General features: G+C 66.6%; 22 protein-coding genes. 8 read left to right on the top strand and 14 right to left on the bottom strand.

What is annotated here, in order from left to right:
- Positions 1-171: 171 nt before the first annotated feature.
- The gene (locus ACFQQJ_RS17580) at positions 172-357 is read left to right on the top strand and encodes a hypothetical protein (protein ID WP_377108568.1); all 186 of its coding nucleotides are present in this window, start codon (positions 172-174) and stop codon (positions 355-357) included.
- Between the two features lie 241 nt (positions 358-598).
- Here the strand turns inward: ACFQQJ_RS17580 and ACFQQJ_RS17575 are convergent, their stop codons facing one another.
- From ACFQQJ_RS17575 to ACFQQJ_RS17555, 5 genes are all read right to left on the bottom strand, one after another.
- A complete protein-coding gene (locus ACFQQJ_RS17575) occupies positions 599-1,249 on the bottom strand; it encodes a cytochrome b/b6 domain-containing protein (RefSeq protein ID WP_377108566.1) in 651 nt (216 codons plus the stop codon).
- Positions 1,250-1,266: 17 nt separating this feature from the next.
- Entirely contained in the window at positions 1,267-1,587 is a 321-nt protein-coding gene (locus ACFQQJ_RS17570) for a hypothetical protein (RefSeq protein WP_377108565.1), read from the bottom strand.
- Positions 1,588-1,642: 55 nt separating this feature from the next.
- Positions 1,643-2,113: a MerR family transcriptional regulator gene (locus ACFQQJ_RS17565; RefSeq protein WP_377108564.1), complete on the bottom strand. Its 471-nt coding sequence runs from the start codon at positions 2,111-2,113 to the stop codon at positions 1,643-1,645.
- Positions 2,114-2,869: 756 nt separating this feature from the next.
- Positions 2,870-3,211 carry a hypothetical protein gene (locus ACFQQJ_RS17560; RefSeq protein ID WP_377108562.1) on the bottom strand — a complete coding sequence of 114 codons (342 nt, stop codon included), beginning with the start codon at positions 3,209-3,211 and terminating at the stop codon, positions 2,870-2,872.
- Between the two features lie 11 nt (positions 3,212-3,222).
- The gene (locus tag ACFQQJ_RS17555) at positions 3,223-5,136 is read right to left on the bottom strand and encodes a heavy metal translocating P-type ATPase (protein ID WP_377108560.1); all 1,914 of its coding nucleotides are present in this window, start codon (positions 5,134-5,136) and stop codon (positions 3,223-3,225) included.
- Between the two features lie 259 nt (positions 5,137-5,395).
- Here ACFQQJ_RS17555 and ACFQQJ_RS17550 point away from each other — a divergent pair, with 259 nt between their 5' ends.
- The 3 genes from ACFQQJ_RS17550 (at position 5,396) to ACFQQJ_RS17540 (ending at position 9,071) form a co-directional block, all read left to right on the top strand.
- The gene (locus tag ACFQQJ_RS17550) at positions 5,396-6,712 is read left to right on the top strand and encodes a magnesium transporter MgtE N-terminal domain-containing protein (protein WP_377108558.1); all 1,317 of its coding nucleotides are present in this window, start codon (positions 5,396-5,398) and stop codon (positions 6,710-6,712) included.
- Between the two features lies 1 nt (position 6,713).
- A complete protein-coding gene (locus tag ACFQQJ_RS17545) occupies positions 6,714-7,973 on the top strand; it encodes an Nramp family divalent metal transporter (RefSeq protein ID WP_377108556.1) in 1,260 nt (419 codons plus the stop codon).
- Positions 7,974-8,093: 120 nt separating this feature from the next.
- Complete coding sequence (locus ACFQQJ_RS17540) at positions 8,094-9,071, top strand: cation diffusion facilitator family transporter (RefSeq protein WP_377108555.1); 978 nt, start codon at positions 8,094-8,096, stop codon at positions 9,069-9,071.
- A 161-nt stretch (positions 9,072-9,232) separates the two neighbouring features.
- On the opposite strand, the gene ACFQQJ_RS17535 is transcribed toward ACFQQJ_RS17540, so the two are convergent.
- Together ACFQQJ_RS17535 and ACFQQJ_RS17530 are read right to left on the bottom strand one after the other, a co-directional pair.
- A complete protein-coding gene (locus ACFQQJ_RS17535) occupies positions 9,233-9,976 on the bottom strand; it encodes a class I SAM-dependent methyltransferase (RefSeq protein ID WP_377108553.1) in 744 nt (247 codons plus the stop codon).
- Entirely contained in the window at positions 9,973-10,263 is a 291-nt protein-coding gene (locus ACFQQJ_RS17530) for a class I SAM-dependent methyltransferase (protein ID WP_377108551.1), read from the bottom strand. Before ACFQQJ_RS17530 ends, ACFQQJ_RS17535 begins: the two co-directional genes overlap by 4 nt.
- 944 nt (positions 10,264-11,207) lie before the next feature.
- Between ACFQQJ_RS17530 and ACFQQJ_RS17525 the strand changes: the two genes are divergently transcribed.
- A complete protein-coding gene (locus ACFQQJ_RS17525) occupies positions 11,208-12,074 on the top strand; it encodes a universal stress protein (protein WP_377108549.1) in 867 nt (288 codons plus the stop codon).
- Between the two features lie 34 nt (positions 12,075-12,108).
- Positions 12,109-12,486 (top strand): FtsX-like permease family protein, encoded by a 378-nt coding sequence (locus ACFQQJ_RS17520; protein ID WP_377108548.1) that lies wholly within the window; start codon positions 12,109-12,111, stop codon positions 12,484-12,486.
- A gap of 37 nt (positions 12,487-12,523) precedes the next feature.
- Here ACFQQJ_RS17520 and ACFQQJ_RS17515 read toward each other — a convergent pair whose 3' ends face one another.
- Positions 12,524-13,093, bottom strand: coding sequence for a methyltransferase family protein (locus ACFQQJ_RS17515; protein WP_377108547.1), 570 nt, complete (start codon positions 13,091-13,093; stop codon positions 12,524-12,526).
- A gap of 155 nt (positions 13,094-13,248) precedes the next feature.
- On the opposite strand from ACFQQJ_RS17515, the gene ACFQQJ_RS17510 reads away from it, so the two are divergent.
- Complete coding sequence (locus ACFQQJ_RS17510) at positions 13,249-14,088, top strand: hypothetical protein (RefSeq protein WP_377108546.1); 840 nt, start codon at positions 13,249-13,251, stop codon at positions 14,086-14,088.
- Positions 14,089-14,226: 138 nt separating this feature from the next.
- Here the strand turns inward: ACFQQJ_RS17510 and ACFQQJ_RS17505 are convergent, their stop codons facing one another.
- Positions 14,227-14,664 carry a hypothetical protein gene (locus ACFQQJ_RS17505; protein ID WP_377108544.1) on the bottom strand — a complete coding sequence of 146 codons (438 nt, stop codon included), beginning with the start codon at positions 14,662-14,664 and terminating at the stop codon, positions 14,227-14,229.
- A gap of 128 nt (positions 14,665-14,792) precedes the next feature.
- On the opposite strand from ACFQQJ_RS17505, the gene ACFQQJ_RS17500 reads away from it, so the two are divergent.
- Positions 14,793-17,105, top strand: coding sequence for a heavy metal translocating P-type ATPase (locus tag ACFQQJ_RS17500; protein WP_377108543.1), 2,313 nt, complete (start codon positions 14,793-14,795; stop codon positions 17,103-17,105).
- Between the two features lie 10 nt (positions 17,106-17,115).
- Here ACFQQJ_RS17500 and ACFQQJ_RS17495 read toward each other — a convergent pair whose 3' ends face one another.
- The 5 genes from ACFQQJ_RS17495 to ACFQQJ_RS17475 form a co-directional block, all read right to left on the bottom strand.
- Entirely contained in the window at positions 17,116-17,817 is a 702-nt protein-coding gene (locus ACFQQJ_RS17495) for a metal-dependent transcriptional regulator (RefSeq protein ID WP_377108542.1), read from the bottom strand.
- 134 nt (positions 17,818-17,951) lie between these two features.
- Positions 17,952-20,657 carry a cation-translocating P-type ATPase gene (locus tag ACFQQJ_RS17490; RefSeq protein WP_377108540.1) on the bottom strand — a complete coding sequence of 902 codons (2,706 nt, stop codon included), beginning with the start codon at positions 20,655-20,657 and terminating at the stop codon, positions 17,952-17,954.
- A gap of 112 nt (positions 20,658-20,769) precedes the next feature.
- Positions 20,770-21,216: a hypothetical protein gene (locus ACFQQJ_RS17485; protein WP_377108538.1), complete on the bottom strand. Its 447-nt coding sequence runs from the start codon at positions 21,214-21,216 to the stop codon at positions 20,770-20,772.
- 93 nt (positions 21,217-21,309) lie between these two features.
- The gene (locus tag ACFQQJ_RS17480; protein WP_377108537.1) at positions 21,310-22,056 is read right to left on the bottom strand and encodes a dihydrofolate reductase family protein; all 747 of its coding nucleotides are present in this window, start codon (positions 22,054-22,056) and stop codon (positions 21,310-21,312) included.
- Positions 22,057-22,939: 883 nt separating this feature from the next.
- On the bottom strand, positions 22,940-23,980 hold the full coding sequence (locus ACFQQJ_RS17475) for a hypothetical protein (RefSeq protein ID WP_377108536.1): 1,041 nt from the start codon (positions 23,978-23,980) through the stop codon (positions 22,940-22,942).
- Positions 23,981-23,984: the final 4 nt, after the last annotated feature.

Raw genomic sequence — 23,984 nt, 5'->3', positions numbered from 1 at the left:
CATCGACGAACTTGCCGTCGACCAGCGTCAGGTGGGGCCAGATCAGACCGTCACAACCACCCCGGAGTGTCGCGGCCGGGGCCAGATCAGACCGTCACAGTGGGGCCAAATCAGAGTGTCATTCCCACGGCGTGGCTGCTGAACTCTGGGCGCGGCAGTATGGCCGGGCCCATGCTCCTCCACGCAGGGCTGAACCTGTCCATGGCCGTGATCGCGCCGGACTCGTGGTGGTTCCCGATTCTCACCCTGGCCGCGGGCGCCGCGGTGGTGGCCTTGTTCGGCGCGCGCGACCTCGGCCGCCTGCCCCGAGTCTCACTTCCGCCTGCAACGCTGGGGACTGAAGGTGCGGCGCGCTGAGCAAGGGCGAGGCCTGTATTCAGAACGAGGCGCAGGCTGCCCAAAGCCGCCGCCACCCTGAGGTGGCGAACGGGGCCGACCCGCTGATTGCTTGGGGGCGTGTGCGGTGACAGGTTTCGCGACGCGGATTGGCACACCGATGCACGGCAATTGTGGGCTCCGATGAGCCGGCCTACGCTATCGGAACTGTCGGTTGGGTTGTACCCCAGAGGCGAATGGTGCTGGCGCCGCGCAGGTGCACCTAGGTGTTTTGGGATGTCTGGTCGACCGCGCGCAGCCATTCGCCGTGGTGCGCGGCGGCCCATCTCCGGTTGACGCGCCCGAACAAGATGCCCATGAACGAGGGTCGCGTGGACGGGTTCGCGAGCGCCATGAACAGGTGCAGGCTGAGCAGCACGCCCGTCGCGACCACCGACGCCCCGTGCAGATCTCCCGCCTCAGCGAGGGAAAACCACGCCCCGACCCCGGTCAGGATCATCGCCGTCACCGACAAACTCAAAGCCCAAGCGAACAGCTTCTGACCCGGATTGAACACCCCCCACTCCGGCTCCGGCCGGCGATCGCCGGGCAGACGCGCCCGGTCGCGCAGCCACACAACGTCGCGCCGGTCGATGATGAGGAGCGCACGTATCGCTCGATACAAGGCACGGTGATCGCCGAGGAGGGCCGCCAGGAGGAGGCCGAGCCCGATCAGGACGACCGAACCCACATGCACCCAGGACATGATGCCCCCTTCGTCCAGCCCGAGCCCAGTCAGCAGCGCTGCCACCATCAGCACGACCATCCACCAGTGGGTGAACCGCTCCGTGCGCCCGAACCGCGGGACCCACGACCGCGAGATCGCAGCCTGACCCCCGCCGCTCTCTCCAGGACTGGTCGAGAAATCACCCACAACAAACCAAGGCGCGCCTACTTCGGCAGAACCTCGCCGATCGTCGTCTCGGAGATCGCGTCGGCGGCACCCGTCGCGGTCTCGGTCAAACCCTCCACCGCGGTTGTCGCGGCGTCACCGACGGCACCGACGGCACCGAGGTCAACCGGCAGTCCGGGGACCTCGATCCCGATGGCATCGGTGGCACTCGTCGCGGCCTCGACCACCCCGGTCGCCGACTCGGTCAACCCCTGCACCGCGGTCGTCGCGGCGTCACCGACGCCACCGAGGTCAACCGGCAGTCCGGGGATCTCGATCCCGATGGCGTCGGCGACGCCCGTGAAGGCCTTCTTGAGCATTTCCCACATTTCAACCTCCGGTAGATGTGCGTGACGTCGAGCTAGATCGACGAAGTTACGAAATTAGGTGTACGGCGGGCAGCAGTTCCGTGCTCAAAGCCAGTGCGGTCGCGATCAACACCTGCGCGCGGGCCACAAGAACCCCAACCGCACCCCGGTGCGCGTCATCGACGCCGCCGGCGGTCTCACGCAGGGTGTGCACCTGCGCATCGAGTGAGCTGAGGTACTGCTCCAGTGCGAGCGGATCCGCCGGACAGGGGCCCACAGCAAGGTCCACGCACTTCGCGTGCTCACCCGACACCGCAGACGTCAGCGCGTGGGCGATCTCGTCCAGCCGGATCCCTTGGGCCTCCATCTGACGAATCGCCGCAATGCGCCCAACGCACGACTGGTCGTAGAGCCGGAAATTGCCCCCACTGCGCCCCGCCGGGGACAACAGCCCACGACTGGTATAGAAATCGACCGTTCGCGTGCTGACCCCCGCCGCCGCCGCGAGCTCACCGATGCGCAAGCGCTCCTCACCCACCGCTGCACCCCTCTCCGACCCTCATGCGAACGTGGACCCCACCATACAGTGGCACGTGACGGTGTACTCCCAGTGTCCCATCCGTAGGGACGCTTGACGCGTCAGATTTGCCGGGCCACCAAGTCGCGACACCCGCAATCTGGTGCGGACATCTTGTTGTGACGATGAAGACGCTGCAAGCTGGAAGGACACCCCGTCCCACCGGCGGCCGGACCAGAGTGGCGTGGGGGTGGTGCGGGAAGTTGCACCTCTACTCTGGAAGGTCACTCGCCGGGCACATCGGCTACAGAACTCCCGCGCTCGTACCAGGGACAAGCAACGCGCGCTCGTTATCAGTGCTTCGGCCGACGGGCAGTCCGACAGTAAGTTGTCTTGTGCGGTCACGATCCCATGCCCGGCCTCCATGGGGAGCAAACCGTGTCACGCCTGTGTTACGCCAACAGCGGGGTTGGCCGGCCTCACTCAGGCATCAGTGGTACGACCCGAAGTAGCCTGGTACTGACCGTCCTGGATGGCTGGCTCCTTCCAGGATGGCTGGTTCCGTGGTGGCCGACCCCGAGACCTTGAGGGGTCTTCCTTCATGTTCGACCAGATGGTGCCCTTGGGCCGAGCAGCCACCCTTCAGCGCCACCATTTCGAAATTGGGTCGGACGCCACCGCCAACCGAAGGGGACAAACCTGACTCCAAAGAGGAGGTAGCCGCGTCGCTCCAGCAGAAGCCGCGACGTGCTTGTGGAGCCTGCCTGACCTGGCTGGTCAGTACAGCCACTGGCCCAGGGGAAAGGTGTTGAGGAGCAGGAATACAACAAGGATGCCCGCGGTGATGCCGAAGGGCAGGAGGGCTCCCCGGATCCCGGCGCCACGTGCCCGGTGGCCGTAGTGCCACGTGGGAATGATGGGTAGCGCGCAGATCAGGAATGCGGGAGTGCTGGCGAGCACGGCAGCCCAGAATGGCGGGGTGCCGGCCCCAGCCTCGTATCCGAGCAGGTGCATGATCCCTTCCCCGGCGGCGAGGGCGAAGAGGATGCACGGCACGATCAGCAGCAGCGACAGCCATGCGGCTCGAAGGCTGTGATCTATCCCTGCGCTATCTGCCATGGCAATCCGGGTCAGGTTGCGTGAAGGAGTACGGGGGCTTCTGCGGGAACCGGCGTGTCGGGGTTGGCGCGTAGCTGGTTGGCGAGGTCGCGTTCGGCGCGGCCCGGTCGCACGGCGCGCAGGGCCATGAGGATCGCCGCCAAATCGACGAATTCCTGGAGGGTGGCGCCGAGGATGGCGGGGAGCACTCCCCAGACCGCGATACTCATGAGGACAAGGCTGATGATGATGCCGAGCCAGATGGCCTGGAGCGCGATCCGGACGGTGCGTTGGGCGATGGCGATGCTGGTGGCGACCCGGCTGAGGTCGTCGAGCATGATCACGACGTCGGCGGATTCGCTGGCCGCCGTGGCGCCCTTTGCGCCCATGGCGATCCCCACATCAGCCGCTGCCAGGACCGGGGCGTCATTCACGCCGTCGCCGACCATGGCGACCGGACGGCCCGGAAGAGAGGCGACCGCTGCAACCTTGTCCGCAGGCAAAAGTCCGGAGCGGACGTCGTCGATGCCGATCTGGGCAGCCACGTGGCCAGCGGTGACAGCGGCATCCCCGGTCAGCATGGCAATCGTTCGCACCCCCAGGGAGTGCAATGCACGGAGGGTGGCGGGGGCGTTGTTGCGCACCTCGTCGGTGAGCAGGATCCGACCCAGGTAGCCCTGGGTCGTGCCCACGTGGATCGCGATGTGCCCGGGTGGGACCGGTAGATCGGGGGGCTTGTGCCCGGTGACATTCTCAACGTGTGCGGCGTTCCCGACGGCGGTGGCCCGCTCCAGGATGCGGGCAGTCATGCCTGCGGCTGTGGTCTCCTCGACCCCGGTTGCCCTGGGGATGTGCAGATGGCGTTCCCTGGCGGTGTGCACGATCGTCTTGGCCAGGACGTGAGCCGAATAGGTCTCCGCCGCAGCAGCGATCCGAAGCAGCTCGTCTGCGCTCGTGCCGGCGGAGGGTTCGATGATGTCGACGACGGGGTGGCCGTGGGTGATCGTGCCGGTCTTGTCCAGCGCGACGGTACGGACGCGGGCAAGGGTTTCCATCACTCCCCCGGACTTCACGATCACGCCGTTGGCGGCGGCCCGGCTCATGCCGGCCAGGAACGCCACCGGCGCCGCGATCAGCAGCGGACACGGGGTCGCGACGACGAGTACCTGCGCGAAACGGACCGGGTCACCAGACAGCCACCACGCCACGCCGGCGATCACCAGCGAGACAAGCGTGAACGGCACGGCGTAGCGATCCGCCAACCGGACGATCGGCGACTTACTGGCTGCCGCAGCCTGGACCAAGTCGATGATCTGCTGGTACTGACTGTCCTTGGCCGGAACCGTGGCCCGCACGAGCGCTGCACGCTGCTGGCTCACCGAACCGGACAGCACCTGGTCGCCGAGACCGTGCTCCACGGGCAGCGGCTCACCGGTGATCGATGACTCATCGAAGGAGGCGGGTTCGCCCTCCAGCAGTCCGTCGACCGGAACGACCTCGCCCGGGCGGACCATCACCAGGTCACCAACCACGACCTCACTGATCGCGACCTCGACGAACTTGCCGTCGCCGGTCGAACGATGGGCAAAACGCGGTGCACGCTCGAGCAGGGCCGACACTTCGCGGTGCGCCCGGGCATTGGCATAATCCTCCAGCGCCTCACCACCGGTCAGCATCAGGACCACGATCAACGCGGCCCAGTGATCACCGACCAGCACGGTGGCAGTGATCGCTGTGACAGCAAGCAGGTCGAGACCAAAATTGCCGTTCAGCAGATCCCGCACCATCGACCACGCCTGCCAGCCGGCGACCCCCAGGGCATAGCCACCGACCAACCACGTCGACGCCACCGTAAGCCCTGCAAGCAGCAGTCCCAGGCCCACCAACCCGACCATAATCGTGGCCGCAACCACCGGATAACGCCGGACCCAATCGACTGGCTTCATTCCCGAATCATCCCGCGAAACACCCAAGGTCACCACCAAGGGATGGCTAACCTAAATACCGGATCATGGTTAGGATTGCCTTGCCTATTCCACGGATCGTGGAATGAATCGACTGGTGCGGACAGGATCACGACCTGCGGGTTGGAGGCGCTATCGTGTGCGGCGCTGTTCGGGCCACAAGACGGCCTCACGGCAACCATTTGTCTGTCACGCGATATAGTTGACTGGGTTTGGAGTCGGCGGAAGGAGAGGGCTGCGAATGGTGATTCCCTCGGCGTTTCCCCGGCCCCTTCCCGGATGGTCTCGCAGCCCGGCCATCGCTTCCCTTGCGGGTTCCCTGGTGTCGGTTGCTGGGCTGGTGGGCCGCCCGGTCCGGGCACAGGACGGATCACTGGTCGGGCGACTCGCCGATGTCGTGGTTCGTGCAGAGGCCGTGCATCCGCGCGTCGCCGGGTTCGTGGTCCGTATCGGGCACCGTTCGTGCTGGCTCCACGGCGAGGACGTGGCGGGTGTGGAGCAGGGGCGCATCGAACTCGCGAAGAGCAAGTTCGATCTTGTTGACGTCCAGCGGCGCGCCGGTGAGATCCTTCTGGTCGCCGACGTGATCGATCACCAGCTCGTCGATCTTGCTGACGTGCGGGTCGTGCGAGCTTCCGATCTGTATCTGGCCAAGACAGCCGGACAGTGGCACCTCGTTGGCGTGGACGTTTCCTGGCGCTCGTTCCTGCGTCGAGCCCTGCCGGGGAGGCCCAGCCGCGTTCCCACCCCGGGTCAGGTTCTGGACTGGGCCGGCGTGCACTCGCTCGCAGTGTCGGAGGGAAGCTTCCGTCTCAACCGGACCCAGGAGGGATTGCGGCTGCTCAACCCCGCAGAGCTCGCTGACCTGCTGGACGATCTGGGACGGTCCGAACGTCGCGAACTGCTTCACCACCTCGACCTGGACAGTGCAGCCGACACCCTCGAGGTCCTGGATGATGACGACGCCGTCGCGCTGCTTCGCGACGGGACACCTGAACGTGCCGCAGCGATCCTGTCCCACATGGAGCTCGACGAAGCCGTCGACGCCTTGCGGGACCTCGAGACTGACGAACGGGAGGAGATCCTCGGGTCGATGGAGCCCGCATCCCTGGGCGCCTTGCGGTCACTTCTGTCCTACGACGAGGACACCGCTGCCGGGATCATGACGTCTGACCTGATCAAGGTCCTCGTTGATTCGACGGCCAGTTCGGCGATCGCCGAACTGACCGCTGCGCGGAGTCGTCCCGATCAGGTCGGGTTCGTCGTGGTCACCGATACCGACGGACGGGCAGTTGGCGAGATCTCAGCCGCGCAACTCCTCGGCATTGACCCGGACCTGCCCGTCTCGCAGCTGATCGGCGCAATGCCGGCCACGATCACCGCTGACGCGCCCATCAGCGAGGTCATCGAGGCCGTCGCCGATAACCGGGGCTCGGGCCTTCTGGTCGTTGATGGGGCGAGTGTCCCGATCGGGCGGATCCTTGCCGATGACCTCCTCGACATTCTGGCCCGGGAACATGACCGCCGCTGGCCATGGCAGCACGAGGTGGGCAGCTGAGATGGCGCAGACAACGACAGACGTCCCGATCCGTAGGAAGCGCAGGATCACGTCCATCACGGCGCTTGCAGCCGTCATCGGGCCCGGCCTGATCGCCGGCCTGTCGGACGACGATCCGGCCGGCATCACCACCTACTCCGTTCTAGGTGCCTCCTACGGCTACCAGTTGCTGTGGGTACTTCTGGTCTCCACGGTTGCGCTCATTCTGTTCCAGGATCTGGGCGCCCGGATCGGTGTGGTCACCGGGCAGGGCCTCGCCGGACTGATCAGGCAGCGCTACGGCGCGCGCGCCGGCATGCTGTCCATATCGGCGCTCGTGCTTGCGAACATCGGCACCACGACAGCCGAGTTCGCAGGCATCGCGGCAGGTGGCGAGATCTTCGGGATTCCCCGTTGGGTATCCGTTCCCACTGCCGGCATCCTCGTGTCAGTGCTCGTCCTGCGCGGCGGCTTCCGGTGCGTCGAGCGTGTTCTGCTGGTCCTGTCGGCCATCTTCCTGGCCTACATCGGAGCCGGCCTGCTTTCCGGGCCGGACTGGGGAGCCGCTTTCCAAGGGCTGGTCACCCCAACCCTTCCGCCGACCAAGGACGCCCTGCTGTTGGCCACCGCCACTCTCGGCACCACCCTTGCCCCGTGGGGCCTGGCGTTCATCCAGTCCTACGCCGTCGACAAGAAGATCAACCCCCAACAGTTGAAGCTGCTCCGCATCGACGTCATCGCCGGAGCCGCCCTCACCGGCGTGATCGGGTTCTTCGTGGTCGTGGCCTGCGCCGCCACACTGCACGCGAACGGAATCAGGATCGACGACGCCTCAGCCGCCGCACGCGCTCTCGAACCACTCGCCGGCCGCCTCGCCGCAGAACTCTTCGCCGTCGGCCTGATCGGGGCAGCGCTCCTCGCTGCCTCGATCCTGCCGCTATCCACCGCCTACTCCGTCTGTGATGTCGCCGGCCGCCCAGCTGCGCTCGATGACACCCTCCAGGAAGCTCCCCTGTTCTACGGGACCTTCGCCACCGTCACCGTCATCGGCGCCGGCCTGATCCTTCTCCCCGGCGTCCCCCTCGTCCCGATCCTCATCGGGTCCCAGGTAATCAACGCGATCCTGCTCCTGCCACTGCTCTACTACATGTCAGGAATCGCCCAGAACCGCACACTCATGGGCCGATACGCCGTCGGCAAGGTCACCGCATCCAGCTACTGGGTGATCATCGCCTTGGTACTCGCCAGCGTCGCCACCCTTGCCGTGCTCAGCCTCACCTGAACCCGCACCCCTTGCCCTGGCACCCACGTTGCTGCTCCATCCGAGGAGAAGCTCCACCCGGCGCCCGCCCAGGAACGCCGTTCAATCATCCTCGAACTCTGGAAGGCCTAGCATCGACCCATGGACGCCCAACAGCCCCCGCCACCGGCAGCCAGGCCGGACCTGAGGCGCTTCGCCTGGCTGTCGATCGCTGCGGCGATCCTCACGATCGGGCTGAAGTCGGGTGCCTACCTGCTGACCGGCTCGGTCGGCCTGCTCTCGGATGCTGCCGAGTCCGTCGTCAACCTGGTCGCGGCGATCGTCGCCCTCATCGCCCTAGGGGTGGCGGCGCAACCCTTTGACGAGAAGCACCACTTCGGACACAGCAAGGCCGAGTACTTCTCCGCAGCGATCGAAGGGATCATGATCTTCGTCGCCGCAGGCTTCATCCTGTGGACCTCAGTCGAACGGTTCCTGCATCCCGCCCCGCTGGAGAATGTCGGTATCGGTCTCGGCATCTCCGTCGTGGCGTCGGCGGTCAACGGTGCCGTCGCGGTTGTGCTCGGACGGGCCGGGCGGGCGCACCGTTCAATCACGCTCGTAGCCGACGGCAAGCACCTCATGACCGACGTGTGGACGTCCGCCGGTGTGGTGGTCGGTGTTCTCCTGGTTGCACTGACGGGCTGGCTGCAACTGGACCCGATCATTGCCTTCCTTGTCGGCCTGAACATCATCTGGACCGGCTGGCACCTGATCGCACAATCGGTGGACGGGCTGATGGACCGCGCGCTCAGCACCGAGGAACATGCCCGGCTGCAACTGATCCTCGACGACTTCGATCCACGCCAGGTCCGGTTCCACTCCGTCCAGACCCGGGTCGCCGGCCACGCCCGCTTAATCTCCATGCACGTCCTGCTGCCCGGAGATTGGACCATCCAGAAAGGTCACGACCTGATCGAGGACGTCGAGAGCCGCCTGGTCACCGAGTTCGACCACGCGCAGGTCTTCACGCACATGGAGCCGATAGAAGATCCGCGGTCCTACGAGGACAACCAGCCCGGTTTGGCGGCGAGGAACGGCGCCGATCGGCTGCCGACGACCGAGGCCGGCGCCGGTTGAGGCCGAACCGCTGCCACGCCCTCGGGGGCCGCGCTCGTGCCGCCAGCCGCCCTCCTCGAAACGTCCAGCAAATCGGTTCTTTCACAACCGAAGACTTCGGCGACACCCTCGACATCCTGGTCGACGGCTGTCGCTGACAAGCGCGAGCACTCCAGCTGAGCTCACACTTCCCGGCGGTGACTTTCTCTGCGGCGCGGTCTTCGAAACCATCGCCTAAGCAATGGCCCCCTCACGCCGTCATCCCCATCGGCTGCGGAGGATCCGTTCCCACTCCAGTTCTTGCTGGCCGGTGCGGTTGCGGTTCCGAGTTGGTAGCGCTGGATGCTGGTGGAGTGGGCCAGGACCGGGATGCGGCCGAACCAGGACGGGAGGCCCATCCTCGGCTCGGGGTCGTCGAAGTAGCTGAACGACTCCACGAGCCTGATGCCATGCCCCCAAGTCTCGAGATCCCGCGGATCCTTCATGGCCCAGTGCATGCGGGCCGCAGCGCGGGTGAAGCGCAGGTGAAGGTTGTCGATCCGCACCGCGAGCGGAGTACAGACGTCGCCCACCAACTCGGCGCCGGGGAACTGCTCCACAAGGGTGAGGATCAGGTCCTTCACCCGGGCCTCCTCGAAGTACGGCAGCAGCGCTTCGGCAACGAACAGGACCGGTTCAGAGTCGAGACGATCCAGCTGCGCCATCCAGTCGGGCTCGAAAGCCGAACCTGCAAGGTAGCGATTGCGGTCGGACTCGGAGAGTAACCGTCGGCGGGCAGCGATGACGTCTGGCAGGTCCAGATCGAACCAGTGGACCTGGCCGTTGTCTACCCGCTGGAACCGAGCGTCCAGGCCGCAAACCGAGATGGACGACGGTAGCTGCGGGGTGACGCTGCAGGAAGTCCCGAACGAACCGGTCGAACTCACGCAGCCGGACCACGCATTGGACGAGGTCGCCGCGGGACAGCCGGATTTGGCGCTATCACCGCGTCGAAGATGCCATTGCCGAAAGGCAGGTCCTGTGCCTCGGCAACTTGGAAGGTGATGCGATCGGCAAGACCCTCGCGCTTGGAGCGTTGCCTCGCCCAGGTGATCATCTCCTTGTTGAGGTCGACGCTGGTGAGCGAGCAGCCACCCTCTTGGCCAGGTAGCAGGCGATGATGCCCACCCGGTAGCCGATCTCCAGGACCCTGCTGGCGGGGGTGATGCGGCACAACTCCACCAGTCGCTCGGTGGCCTTCCTCCCGCCCCGATGCTTGGAGACCCCCAACTGGACTGGATACCGAAGTAGGACAGATCCCGCTTCCCGATGTGGTCTTCCGTGGCCATGGCTCTCCTCTGAGGATGCCCGGGAAACCGGCTCGCTTCTGTGATTCGACGATTCTCCGCGCTGCCCTCGCCGTCAAGCCCGCGACGATCCCACCCGCCCCAGGGCCGTCCCCTGCCCCGGGCCGCCCGGGCACCAGCGACTCTTCAAGGTTCCGGGCCCGATCCGATCACCCTCGAGTCACGCTGGTCGGTGACGCTCGACCCCGAGCCAGACGAACGGAGTGCGAAATGACCACTACGCGACATCTCGTCACGATGACTGCCGCGGGCCTGCTCCTGATGCTGGCCGGCGCAGGATCGGCCTCCGGCCCATGGGGCCGGCAGCGACCAAGCCCAACACGTCCGGATGTGCCAGCAAGCCATGGGTTTCGGCGGCGTCCACAATCCCGGCGTCATGCGCCAAGGGCATTCCGGCTGGGACCCCGATCACATCTGCTGATCCAGCGAGTAAGGCCCTGGTCAGTGTGGCCGATGGCCTGAATCCGAAGGTAGCGGACGGAAGCTGAATGAGGCCGGGCGAACTTGGTTACATCGATCGAGGTTTGAACGGGCCCTCACCTCGTTGGCCATTCAGATGGCCCGGAGCACGCTAGGTGGGTACGCCTCAAGAACGGGTGTTGGCTGGAGTTGGGGACTCGCCGCCGCCGAGGTTCCGCCGGGAAGACGTATCCCGGCGGAACCGCTCCCCTTGAGGCGGCCTAGACAGTCGCTGCCCCGCGCAGGTAACCCAGTTCACCACCGGCCACCGGGCGGCCGAGGAGTCGCTCGCTCTTGGCACTCCGGTCGAGGCGGGGTTGACGCCGCCGAGCGAACGGAGAATGGTCAAATCATGACTGCGAGCGAACCGGAGCAAGGCATCGTGCGTCCTCGGATCCTGGTCGGTGCAGACGGGTCAGAGGACGGCCTGCGTGCCGTCAGGTATGCGACACGGGAGGCTTTGGCGGGCGATGCGGAGGTGTGGATCGTCCATGCCGTCGACGAAGCCGCGCCGATCACAGGATTGTGGGACCTGGTGTCCAGCCGGGACGTACTGCTGCGCGCCGGCGAGGCCATCATTGCGGAGGCAACCAGCATCGTGGCCGACCTGGGTCTGCCCGCGGAACGGGTTGTCGCGGAAGTTGTGATTGGCCGTCCCAGCGACGTGCTGACCGAGCTGAGCGGCAAGGCCCGGCTGCTGGTCGTGGGCAGGCGTTCGCTCAGTGGGCTGGAGAGAATGTTCGTCGGTTCGACGAGCGTGACAGCTGCGGTCCGTGCGCAGTGCCCGGTGATCGTGATCTCCGCGGCGTCGACTCCGCACCAGACCGGTGGCCTGCGGACGGTGGCGGTTGCGGTCAGCACCTGGCCGGTGCACCAGTCCGCGCTGGAGTGGGGGGTTCGGGAGGCCGCGCTCCGTAAGGCTCATCTCCGGGTGGTGCATGTCGTGCCTGAGACAATAGGGGTGGAGGGGGCGCAGTTCGTGGCTGCTGCGACCGCGGGCTTGGAGGAACAACTCGCCCCGCTGCGCGCCAAGCACCCGGCGACGTCAGCAGAGGTCGAGGTTCTGTTGGGCGACCCCGTAGCCTCGCTCATCGGTGTCAGCAAGACCGTGGACCTGCTGATCCTGGGCGTTCACCACCACCATGCGGTCCTTGGCGGCTCGGTCCGTGCCGTAATCGCCCACGCACACTGCCCAGTCGGGCTGGTCAGGGAGTCGTGAGCACGGGCTTCATGGACTTCTACAGGGCCTGCTGTTGGGGTTCGGTCTGGCCATGGCGCTCGTGGTTGTGTACAACACCCTGAATGCGAATGTGACGGAACGAACCCGCGAGATCGGCACCATGCGAACGATCGGCGAGGGTGCGGGACGCATCGCCTGGATGATCACCATCGAGAACCTCCTGCTCGGCCTCGCCGCAGCCCCGCTCGGGATCTGGCTGGGACTGAAGACAGCAGACCTGCTCTACGCCCAACTCTCCTCCGAGGCGTTCACCCTCACCGCGTACATCAAACCGTCCTCGGTGGTGGTGATCCTTGTCGGGCTGCTCGTCGTCATGCTTCTCTCCGAGATCCCACCCGTCCTGCGCATCCTCCGGCTCAACCTCGCCGAAGCCACCAAGGTCATGGAGTAGCTGGGCGGCCCGGAGGTGCCTCCCCGGTGCGAGGCGATCAACCTGACGGATGGCGGGGCTGGCTTGGTGGCCGGGCAAGGGTCAACCGTGGCAGGAGGAGCGGCGTGGTGCGCAGGTACTCCTCATACTCAGGGCCGAAACGCAGGCGCAGCTCCTTCTCCTCGACCAGCTTCACGTACGCGATCAGGAGCATCCCCAGCACCAGCACGATCCCCACCGCCGAGGCGGAGCCGAGAAATGCACCGATGCTCAGATAGGCGAGGACCGTGCCCAGAACCATGGGATTGCGGCAATAGGCGTAGGGCGGCACCACAACGAGGCGCCGGGTGGGGATCATCGGCACCGGAGTCCCGCCACCAAGCCTGGCTTCCGCCTGAACCGACCAGAAGGCGACAAAGCCTCCAGCGAGAAGCAGGACGAATCCGACGACGGCGTTGACCGGGCCGAGAGCCAGCCGCGGCAACCCCCACGCCTGGTCGAGCCAGCCTGCGAGGCTCACGATCACGAAGGGCACGGCGACGACGAAGAGGCCGCCAGCAACGAGCAGGATCGACACCGCCTGCCAGATGGGGCGCTCCCGGCGGGCCCACTCCAGGTACTTCTGCATCACGCTCCTCAGGTGCACGTGGCAGGTGCCAGGACCCCGCCTCACGCCATGGATCACCGAGCAGTCCGCTCATCACCCGGCGCGGTCCGGCCGCGATGGACGGGCCGTGCGTCGTTGCCTTCCCGTTGCTTCAACGCTACGCCGATACTGGAGGTATGGCGGTGGTTGTGGCGTACAACACCGACGTCGCGGCGATCCTCGCCCGGCGCCATGACAACGGCGCCGACCATTGGGCGACACCAGACCGGCGACTGGCCAAGGGCGGTCCGTTCTCCACGCTCGGGGCTGCGCGCTTGGAACTCGGTGAGGATCCCGGCGGCCCCCTCCTGAGTGAGACTGCCGAGCTCATCTGGGCCGCGTGGCGCGATGACGGTCGTTTCCGGCTGGCACCAGGCGCCATCTATCCCTGCCAGACCGCGCACGCGGCCTGCACCCTCGCCCACCTTGGCCGGGCCGACGACCCCCGCCTGAAGATCACCCTTGAGCACCTCCTCTCGACCCTGCACACCGACTGTGGCTGGCGATGCAACAAGTTCAGCTACGGGCACGGTCCCGAAACGGAGTTCTCCAATCCCGGCCCCACACTGATCGCGCTCGACGCCTACCGGTTCACCGAGTTGGCCAACAACAACGACAAGCTCGACCGGGCCGTGGAGTTCCTGCTCTCCCACTGGGTGAGCCGGGCCCCGCTCGGCCCCTGCCACTACGGCATCGGCACCCTGTTCATGCAGGTCAGCTACCCCTTGGCCGACTACAACCTGTTCTCCTGGTTGCACGTGTTGTCCCACTATGACCGTGCGCGATCAGACCCCCGCTTCCTCGAGGCGCTCGCCTGCCTCGAGGCGAAGCTCGTCGATGGCGAGGTCGTGCCGGAGCGCGTCAGCAAGGCGATGTCGGGGCTTCAGTTCTGCAGGAAGGGCGCCCCCAGCACCCTCGCAACCCGCCGTTATCGGGAAGTCAGAGCACGCATGGCCGGAGACGACTCGTACCGTTGAACGTTCCTGGACATCCAAATGGTCTTCGCCCAGCTCCGGACCACATGAATGGCGCGCAGTTCGGCGGTATCGCCTGGCAGCTCCTGCTGAATCCGCGACCCCGCTCGATCGCCATTCGGGGGCAGGGACGGAGTCGGGTCAAGTGAAGGCCACGCCGCTCAGCCGCGCGATGCTGGCGGCAACGAGAACGGCGTTGATGAGTATGCCGAGCCCGAGTTGCCAGTTCCAGAACAGCGAAAGTAGCGCGGTTGACAGGGCCGCCGCGATGATCGCGAGGATCGGCCATGCGGCCGCGAGGCCGGGGACCCCCCAGACAGCGAGCGCCAGGATCGCGAAGGCGCCGATGATGGCCACCAACAGCGTGTGTGCCACGGGTCTTCGGACCGGCGCCGGGACCAGCCAAGAGTGCTCCAGGGAAAATGACGGTTCCGTGGCCAGGTAGAGCAGGTGAACACATCCATGAGCAAGGAGCATTGCGCCGAGCACCACCCGGATCAGCCCGATGAACTCAGGCGCAATTGCCTCCATGAGTGGTCCAATCAGTTGCGGTGCAGCGACATGACTCGTCACCATCATGACGTCGCTCCACGACTTGCGCGTGGCGCAGCCAGGAGATGTCTTCTCGCATGCCGGAGTCGAGTTAGGCACGTCACAACTTCGGTTGTGCGTGGACACATCGCCACACCGGTTTCGAGAATGGGCACATGACCTGGCTACGCGATCGACTGGAATTGATCCTGTTCGTCTCCTCTGCCGTATCCCTGGTCGCCGGGGGTGCTGCGTGGCTGCCGGGCCTGGTGGCTCTGGCGCACGGGTTGTGGCTCGCCGGAACGCTCCTCGGCCTCGCGTTCTCGATCGGCTGGACGGTCGACGCGATCCGGCGTCACCAGCCTAGTGTCGACGTGATCGCGCTGCTCGCCCTGGCGGGCGCCTTGTGGGTGGGTGAGTTGTTCGCGGGCGCCATGATCACCGTGATGCTTGCCTCGGGTCAGCTACTGGAGGCACGGGCGGCCGCCCGCGCACGGCGCGAGTTGAGCCTGTTGGTGGAGCGTGCTCCCCGTACTGCCCGGCGTCGGGTGGAAGGTGGCGTTGTCGAGGTCCCGGTCGACGAAGTCGCCAAGGGTGATCGGATCGTGGTCGGCACCGGGGAGGTCGTTCCCGTGGACGGCCGACTCATGTCGAGCGGCACCCTCGATGAAGCCGCCCTGACCGGCGAACCCATGCCGGTCGAGCGGCCCGTCGGCGACGAGGTGCGCAGCGGGGTGGTCAACGCTGGCCCGCCGATCGATCTCACGGCCATCGCGGTCGCGAACGAATCCACCTATGCAGCAGTGGTCCGACTCGTTGAGCAGGCCCAGGCATCGTCGGCACCGTTCGTTCGGACTGCCGACAGGTTCGCGGCCTGGTTCGTCCCGCTCACCCTGCTGGTGGCCGGCGTGGCATGGGCGCTCAGCGGTGACCCGGTCCGTGCGGTCGCCGTGCTGGTCGTCGCAACTCCATGCCCGCTCCTGCTGGCTGCACCCATCGCGATCATGTCCGGCTTGGCCCGTGCGGCGCGAGCAGGGGTCGTCGTCAAGGGTGGCGGCGCGCTGGAGCGGCTGGCCGCCGGGCGAGTGATGCTCTTCGACAAGACCGGAACCCTCACCCATGGGCAGCCGACGCTCGCCGACGTCATCACGGCAAGCGACCGGGTGGATGCCGACACCATGCTGCGGCTCGCGGCATCGCTGGATCAAGTGTCGCCGCATGTGTTGGCCAGTTCGATCGTCACGGGTGCGGCACGCCGCGGCCTGCCCTTGGCCATGCCCGAGGATGTGCACGAGGAACATGGGTACGGCCTCCGGGGCCAGGTCGGCACTCAAGAGGTTCGGGTGGGAAAGGCCGACTGGATCGTGGGTGACACCCAGCCCGCGTGGGTGCGACAGGTGCGGCGCCGCGCCGACCTGGACGGCTCGCTGACGGTCTTCGTCGCGATCGACGGGAAACCTGCCGGCGCGATGCTCTTCCAGGACCCCATCCGGTCCGACGCGCCGCGCATGGTCCGCGCGTTGCGAGGCGCCGGTATCAGCCGGGTCGTGCTGGTCACCGGCGACCGGGCCGACATTGCAGACACCGTCGGGCGAATTGTCGGGGTCGACACCGTGCTGGCCGACTGCGATCCAGCCGACAAGCTTGCTGCGATCAGGTCCGAGGCGGCACTCGCGCCCACAATCATGGTCGGTGACGGTGTCAATGATGCCCCGGCCCTCGCCGCAGCAGGTGTCGGCGTCGCACTGGCCGCCCGGGGCGCCACCGCCTCATCCGAGGCCGCGGACGTCGTCCTGACGGTCGACCGACTGGATGCTCTTGCCGATGCCATCCTGATCGCCCGCAGATCCAAACGGATCGCCCTCCAAGCCGTCCTGACCGGCATGGGCCTCTCCCTGGTCGCCATGGTCGCGGCCGCCCTGGGGCTGCTCCCGCCAGCCCTCGGCGCGGTGACACAGGAGATCATCGACGTTCTGGCGATCGGCATCGCCCTTCGTGCTGTTCTCCCCGGAAAGGTTCACACCATCGCCATGCCGTCGAGCGACATTGCCGTCGCCCACGAGTTGAAGATCGAGCACGACGCCATGCTGGCCGTGGTGGAACAGATCCGCGCAGTGGCTGACAGGTTGTCCACCGAGGACGGCGACCTCGTGCCGGCGCACACCCTGTTCGACCGACTGGAAAGGGAACTCCTGCCCCACGAACGCGCAGACGAGGCGCTGCTCGTCCCCTTGGTCGACCGGGCCCTGGGCCGCACAGACACCACCGTGGCGTTGAGCCGCACCCACGCCGAGATCGAGCACCAGGTCAGCCGGCTACGCCGGCTGCTCACCGACCTGGACAACGACACCGTCCAACCCGAGGACGTTGTGGAGCTTCGGCGACTTCTTTACGGGCTTTACGCGGTCCTCCGGCTGCACAATGCCCAGGAAGAAGAAAGCGCCTTCAGCCTCGTGCCGGCAGCCGCTGGCCGGGCATCCAACGCGTGAGAACCCAGGCTCAAGGAAGCGCGCGGGGCGCGATGCTGACCCACACCGCATCGGCCGCACCGATGGCGATCTCTACAACCTCCGGTGGCTGCCCAGGCATGTTCCGGCGAGTCACCGACACCGAACCGGCCGCCGGGTTCCTTGCATGGAGGCGGACGGCCGTTCCCAACATGATCTGCCGCTCCTCGAGATAGCGGAGAATCTCGGGTTCGTGATCCGAGATCCGAACCACACGCCCTTCCTCACCGGGGGCGATCTCGCGCAAACGCGCCGCAGGGTTCCGCTCAACAGAGCCGTCAGCTCGCGGGATCGGGTCACCGTGCGGGTCACGGTCCGGGTAACCCAACACCTGATCCATCCGGTCAAGAACTCGATCGGAGACGGCGTGCTCCAGAGCATCGGCCTCGGGATGGACCTCATCCCAGCCGAAGCCCAGGCATTCGACAAGGAAGGACTCAAGCACACGATGCCGTCGAACCATCCGAACGGCGATTCCCCGACCCTCAGGGGAGAGCGTGATGCTCCCATACGGCGCGTAGTCGATGAACCCGTCTCGGGCCAGCTTCTTCAGGTTGGCCGAGACCGATGAGGGCGTCACCCCGAGGATCGCTGCGATCTCGTTCGTTGACACCGAGCCGCCCGGCCACTCCTCGGCCTTCCAGATGATCTTGAGATAGTCCTCCACCATCCTCGAAACGCCACCGACTGCCATCACACGATCCTAGGGCTCGGCGACCAGTCGAAGGAGGTGGACAAGCTGCGACGGCCACTAACCCATCTGATGCACGGTCAGCGTTGGTCGGTCCTTTCGAACCCATCCGAGGGGACCGTACCCGGGCCCAGGGACTAGGTCCGTTGCGTGGCAAGCCAGCCCTTCCGCACCATCCACTTGACCAGTTCGAGGACGGGCGTAACGGTGAGCGAAAGCGCAATGACGGTGAGCCAGTCGGATGCTGAGAGTGGGAAGGTGCCGAGGGCTTGTTGAAGTGCGGGCACATAGATGATGGCCGTGAGGAGCGCTGCTTCCCAGAGCACCGCCAGGTTGAGCCACCTGTTCGCGAATGGGCGGACGAAGACCGAGTGCCGGTCCGAGCGGAAGTTGTAGGCCTTGAGGAGCTCGATCAGGATCAGGGTGACGAAGACCATGCCCATGGCCTCCCGCAAGGTCCGGCCGGAGTTGAGCAGCCAGAGAAAGAGACCGAGGTTGATGAAGGTGGACCAAGCGCCACCGGCCGCCATCAGCGTCACGACGGGTCGTGTGAAAATGCCGCCGCGGTCGCTACGGGGACGGCGTGTCATGAGGCCAGGTTCGGCCGGGTCAACAGCGAGGGCGAGTGCGGGAAGGCCATCGGTGGCCAGGTTGACGTAGAGGATCTGGACCGCCGAGAGCGGGAGCGGTAGTCCGGCGAGGACGGCTCCGACCATGAGCCCGATCTCGCCGATGTTCGACGACAGCAGGTACATCAGGTACTTCTTGATGTTGTCGAAGACACCGCGCCCTTCTTCGACGGCGGCCACGATGGATGCGAAATTGTCGTCAGTGAGGGTCATGTCGGCGGCCTCTTTGGTGACATCGGTGCCGGTTATGCCCATGGCAACTCCGATGTCGGCCTTCTTCAGGGCGGGGGCATCGTTGACCCCGTCCCCGGTCATGGCGACCACCTGCTGGTTGGCTTGAAGGGCTGTGACCACCCGCAGCTTGTGGGCAGGTGAGACCCTGGCGTAGACGTCGATCTCGCCGACTTCGCGGTTGAGTTGCTCGTCGTCCATTGCGTCGAGATCGGCGCCGACGACGACGCGACCGTGGCGCAGCAGGCCAAGTTCACGGGCGACGGCCTCGGCCGTGACGGGATGGTCGCCGGTGATCATGACCGGCCGGATGCCGGCGCGCTCGCACACCGTGATCGCCTCACGAGCTTCGGGGCGCGGGGGGTCGATCATGCCGACGAGGCCCAGGAGCGTCATGCCGCGCTGGGCGGTGCCGAGCTCGGCGTCGGCCTTCATCGACACAGCGAGCACCCGCAGCGCATCTTCGGCGAACGACCGCGCGAGACCCAGCAACTCGGAACGGTCCGCATCCTCGAGAGGGACTGCTCCGTGGTCTCCGACCCACTCCAGACAGTCCGAGACGATCAGTTCCGGTGCACCCTTGGTGAAGGCGATCGTCCCGGCCGCCGCAGTCTTGTGCAGCGTTGTCATACGTTTGGTTTCAGAGGTGAAGGGGATCTCCTGAGTGCGGGGCGCCACCGCCTCCAGGGCTTGACGGTCGATCCCTGCCTTGACGGCTGCGACCACCAGGGCACCCTCGGTCGGGTCGCCGGAAACCTCCCAGCCGTCGCCACGTTTCCGAAGCTGCGCGTCACTGGCGAGGATCGCGGCCTCCAGCAGCTGCTCGAGCTCACGGCTGGGCTTCGTATCCATACCCTCAACCAGGAAACGGCCGACCGGTTCGTAGCCTGACCCCTCCACCTCCCAGGTCCGACCAGCGACGAAGATCCGGCGCACCGTCATCTCGTCCCGGGTGAGGGTGCCGGTCTTGTCCGAGCAGATCACCGACGTGCTGCCCAACGTCTCCACCGCCGGAAGTCGGCGAATCAGCGCATGTCGACGCGCCATCTTCTGGACACCGATCGCCAGTGAGATCGTCACCACTGCAGGCAGAGCTTCGGGAACCACTGCGACAGCGAGCGCGATCCCGAACAGCATCATCTCCAGCCACGGCTCTCCTCGCACGACTCCCAGCACAACGACCAGGGCCACGATGACCAGCGCGGCACGAGCCAGGGCGGCACCCACCCGGTCAAGGTTCTTCTGCAGCGGCGTGCGGCCCACCTTCACGCTCTGCAGCAGTTGCGCGATACGACCGAACTCGGTCCGCATGCCCGTCGCCACCACCACGGCCCGACCTCGGCCGTAACTGACCGCCGTGCCGGCATACACCATGTTCATCCGGTCACCGACGGGGAGATCGGCTTCGATCAGCCTCTCGGACTCCTTGCCCACCGGCAGTGACTCCCCGGTCAGAGGCGCCTCCTCCACCATGAGGTTCACAGATTCAATCACGCGCCCATCGGCCGGGACCCGATCGCCAGGATGCAGCACGACGATGTCCCCCGGCACCAACGTTCGTGTGGGCAGCTCGGCCTCCCGGCCGTCCCGCAGGACAGTGGCCGTGGGGGCGGCCATCTCCCGCAAGGCCTCGATGGCGCGCTCAGCCCGAAACTCCTGCACGAACCCGAGCAGGACCGCGAACAGCACGATCACAGCGATCACGATGGACTCGACTCCGTGGCCCAGCGAAAACGACAAGGCGGTCGCCGCGAGGAGGATGACGATCAGGACATTCTTGAACTGGTCGAGCAGAAGCCGCCACGGCGATACCCGCCCGGACGCCCGCAGTTCGTTCGGGCCGAGGCTTTCCAGCCGAGTCATCGCCTCGTGTGTCGTGAGCCCGGAGGGGGCGCTGCGCACGGCAGCCAACACCGCTTCCACATCAGCGGTGTGCCACACCAGGCCCGCCTCACGGTAGGCCTCGCCCGCAGGCCCAGCCATTCATCGACGGTAGCCGAATCCCGTCCCCCGCATGCCCGAATCGCCGATCGCACGCCCGTCCGCCCTCTCGCGCCCGCCTCATCGGACACGAAGCAATGACCGCGGCCTCCGGTCACACAGACGGATGCCACCTATCCATGCCGGCGAGCTTGGTCCAGTCCGCGAGTGCGACGGCACCGGTTGCCAATGCCATCGCCACCGCGGGCGGTGTGTGTGCGCAGCGGACCCCACGAGCGCGTCTGCGCTCGCCGCTCGCAAACACGGCCTTCTCGAACCAGACGGTGCCAGCCGCGGCAAGCGCCGTTGCGCCGACCCCGAGGGAAACAAGGGCCGGAGCGGGCAGGTCGATGAGCGGCCCGGGTCGGAAGTCGCGGACCTCGGGGAACACCTGCGGGATCATCACGGCACCGGCGGCGGTCACTCCCAGAAGTCCGGCCTTGATCACGGCCCTGGCTCGGCGGCTCCGCACAGCGTCGGGAAGGGCGTACCACGTCAGCACCGTCAGGGCTGAGACGCCGGCGAACGCGAGGCGGCTAGTCCTGGGACCATCCATCGTCATGGGCACCTCCGTAGGGGCACATTCCACGCTACCCGAGGGACGGCCGCGCGGAGGCCCAAAACGCAAGGAGCCCCTCCCAACTCCGAGGGGCCATCAGCTCACGCGCGGTCGAGAGGCGACGGAGTACCTCAGTCGGATCCGTCCGCCGGGGAGTGCTTCGTGGTTCAGGAGTTCGAGGCGGGTTGGCCATTCCTCCGGCGTCAGGGGTGGCGCGTCGAACAGCGCCGGAGTGCCGCGACCACCGATCGCCCAGGGCAGCAGTTCGATATCGATCTCGTCGACCAGGTTGTCACGGAGCAGGGCCCCACTGAGTCGCCCTCCCCCGGTGCTCACCACGGTCTCCACGCCCAGCAGTTCCCGCAGCAACTCCAGGCATGGCCGCAACGCGACCTGACGGGCCCCGACCACCAGGTAGGGAATGCGCCGATCCCTCAGCAGCGCCAGATGCTCTGCGGATGCAGCCAGAGAGGTGAGCACGAGGGCATGCCAGCCCGCCCACTCCGGGTCCGGCCACTCGGTGAACTGCAGATCCACCGCGCCCTGCCCGTCCACGACAGCGAACCAGCGCCGACCCGGCACAGCGATGACGTCGCCAGGCAGGAAGTGCTCACCCACCGGAGGAGGGCCAGCCTCCGTACGTCGAAGCGGAGCTTCTTCAGGGCACAGAAACGATCCGCTGCCCTCGACGAAAAGGTCGGGGTCGTGGGTGTCACGTGCCCACACGTACGGGTCGCCGAGCCCCTGAGTGACCGCAGCCCAACGCTCATCACCGGCCATCAAATTCACCCCGGCAGCCAGCGTGAGCCGGCCATCAATCGAGGCCAGGGTGTAGGTGATCACCCGCGGACGCCCCACCATGACACCATCCTGCCCCACACACTGGGGCAGGGTCTTGTGGTCAGTCGGTCTGCTCACTATCGCGTTGTGCCCTCTCCTCCCCACAGGCCCTGATCGCCGGTGCCCGCTGGCTGGTCGACGCGTGGCCGCCAAAATGGCGACAAGCAGTGGTTGGCGTCTTGCCGACCCGTCCGTGTCGCGTAAAGCCTGCAGGCCAGGCCGGGAGATGCGCCCGGGCTCGCGAACGGGTCTGCTCCTGCGATCTGGATGATCGGGGACCTACGAAGCCCAGCCGCCGAGCCGCTTCCAGTGTCTCGACGCGCCGGAAGTTCGACTTCGAGGTCGTCCCCTGAGTTGGGTGGCGGCCGCCTCCAGATGGGCCCGGGCCACTTCCCATCCCGCGCGGCCACGAAGTACTGGACGGTGATAACCATCATCACGCGGTCATCCCCCATCGGCTACGGAAGATCCGTTCCCACTCCCGTTCCTGCTGGCCGGGGCGGTTGCGGTTCCGAGTTGGTAGCGCTGGAAGCTGGTGGAGTGGGCCCGGACCGGGAAACGGCCGAACCAGGACGGGAGGCCCATCTTTGGCTCTGGGTCGTCGAAGTAGTAGAACGACTCCACGAGCCTGATGCCAGGCCCCCACGTCTCAAGGTCCCGCGGATCCTTCACGGACGGCTCCCTGTATCGAGCGGGTAACGCACTCCACCAGCTCCGGCGGAGGAGGAGCGTTCAGCCAAGACGCCTCGGTCAGGCCCACGCGTACCCGGCGCAAGTACCCCTGAGCCCACTCTTCAGGCTGCTCCGGCCTGGCACAGTCGCACCCGCCACGGAGGACGCCCGGCTCCGTCGCACCGTGGGTGGCGCCCTCGGTGGCGACGGATCCTCAGCGGACGTTGGGGGCTTCGGAGGCGGAGTGTAGGACGTGAAGCGCCGCGAGCGTCACCAGAGGATTGCTGCGCCGCATACCCGATGGTCCCCAATCGGCGTAGGTGCCGCGGCTCAGTACCTGGTCGGCGGTGATCGTGGTGGGCGCCTCCAGCGGGAATCCGCCATCGGGCCGGCGTTTCGCCTCCAGCAGCGAGAGCGCGTCGGCACAGCGCGGATCGTCGAGGCGACCCAGGTCGGTCATGACCTGCAGGGCGAACAGGACGTCGAAGAACTGGATCGGGTAGTGGACCCGGTCCGGACCCGGCTTGCCGGACCATTCCGGCACGATAAGGCTGCCATCAGCACGGTGCCAGAGCAGCCGCCGTTGGAGCACCAGGTCGGCCACCCGCTGCGCCGCTTCGATGGCCGGCGCGTAGTCGTGGGCAGTGCCGTACGCCCACAACCCGCGCGCGGGAATCAGCGACTCCTGGAACGAGGAATGCGCAGCCTCCTGTCGCTTGTCGCAGTTCCATCCGCCGTCGGGCCACTGCCAGCCGATCAACCGATCAACCACCTCGCGGGTGCGGTCCTCCTCCAGCCCGAGCCGGACGGAGTACCAGATCGCGTTGCCGTCCATTGACGCACAGTGCCGGACCCGCTCCTCCTGTCCGCGATAGATAGCTGTCATCGGCGGCTCGAGGAAGTGCCTGGAGAACAGCCAGTCGTGGACCAGGCGCGCCAGCGGACGTAGGGCCGGGTCGTCGGGCGGGTAGTCGATCATCGCCAGGCAGGTCAGTGTCCAGTGCGGACCCTGCCACTTGCGGTAAACGTGGTGGAGCGTCTTGGCGTCCTGCTCCAGCACCCTCAGTAGTGCCAGGGCCATCGGTGAGCCGGAGATCCGGTTCCGCATCAACGCGGCCTCGGCCGAGCCTGGATCCATGCCGGTCACCAGCCTGGCCCTGTAGGCGATCACCGGTTCGTCTGAGGTTGCTAGTGACTCGACCAACCGCTCGGAGGCCGCGCGTCGTTGGAGGCGGCCCCCTTCAGGCACCTCCATGCTC

The organism is Propionicimonas sp. T2.31MG-18, from assembly GCF_964266745.1.
In the GTDB taxonomy this organism is placed as follows: domain Bacteria; phylum Actinomycetota; class Actinomycetes; order Propionibacteriales; family Propionibacteriaceae; genus Propionicimonas.
The sequence above is the reverse complement of the archived record's forward strand: the minus strand, read 5'-3'. Positions and strand labels throughout refer to the sequence as shown.